The sequence below is a fragment of the Streptomyces sp. NPDC057543 genome (assembly GCF_042801895.1).
Taxonomy (GTDB): domain Bacteria; phylum Actinomycetota; class Actinomycetes; order Streptomycetales; family Streptomycetaceae; genus Streptomyces.
Map to the genome: position 1 here is coordinate 1 of NZ_JBHVFF010000602.1, position 1,187 is coordinate 1,187.

Sequence of the window (1,187 nt, forward strand, 5' to 3'; positions counted from 1 at the left end):
TGCGCGACCGCGTGCCGGACTACCTGGTGCCGTCGGCGTTCGTGTTGCTGGATGTGCTGCCGTTGACGGCGAACGGGAAGCTGGACCGTGCAGCGTTGCCCGCGCCCGAGCCGGGGGCGGTCGGGAGCAGTCGCGCGCCGCGCACGCCGCAGGAGCAGATCCTGTGCGAGTTGTTCGCCGAGGTGCTGGGCGCGTCGCGGGTCGGGGTCGACGACGACTTCTTCGACCTGGGCGGGCACTCCCTGCTCGCCACCCGGCTGGTCGCACGGATTCGCTCGGTGCTAGGCGTGGAGCTGGGGTTGCGCGCGCTCTTCCAGGCGCCCACTGCGGCGGGAGTGGCCGAAGCCTTGGCCGAGGCCGGGCGCGCCCGCCCGGCGCTGACGGCACACGTACGGCCGGAAGCGGTACCGCTCTCTTTCGCCCAGCGCCGGCTCTGGTTCCTGCACCGCATGGACGGCACCGCCGCGACCTACCACATTCCGCTGGCGCTTCGGCTGACCGGGACGCTGGACACAGCGGCGCTGAACGAGGCGCTTGCCGACGTGGTGGCCCGGCACGAGAGCCTGCGGACGGTGTTCCCGGAGGTCGACGGCGTACCGTGCCAGCGTGTCCTGGATCCAGGTGCGACCCGGCCCCGGGTGCGGTTGACCGAGGTGTCGGAGGCCGAACTGCCCGAGCGGCTTGCCGAGTTCGCCAGGCAGCCTTTCGACCTGGCGGTGGAACTGCCATTGCGGGCGGAGCTGTTCGCGCTCGCACCGCAGGAGCACGTGCTGCTGGTGGTGATGCACCACATCGCCGGTGACGGCTGGTCCACCGGCCCGCTGGCCCGCGACCTCGCCACGGCCTACGCCGCTCGGCACGAGGGTCGCACACCGACCTGGCCGGTCCTGCCGGTGCAATACGCCGACTACACGCTGTGGCAGCGCGACCTGCTCGGTGACGCCGCCGATCCGGAGAGTCGGTTTGCCAAACAACTCAATTATTGGAAGCGGCAGTTGTCCGACCTGCCGGAGCTTCTCCAGCTGCCCGCCGACCGGTCGCGGCCGGCCGTCGCCCGCTGGCACGGAGACCAGGTCGGCCTGGAGCTGAGTCCCGAACTGCATGTGGCTCTGGTGGAGTTGGCGCGGCGCACCGGCACCAGTCTGTTCATGGTGCTTCAGGCGGGTCTTGCCGCGTTGTACACGCGG

1 protein-coding gene is annotated in these 1,187 nt (G+C 71.0%); it reads left to right on the forward strand.

Going from position 1 to position 1,187, the window contains the following annotated elements; all coding sequences use genetic code 11:
• Window positions 1–1,187, forward strand: a 1,187-nt coding sequence (locus ACFU8Q_RS41605; protein ID WP_384465461.1) for a condensation domain-containing protein, incomplete at both ends; no start/stop codon positions are given.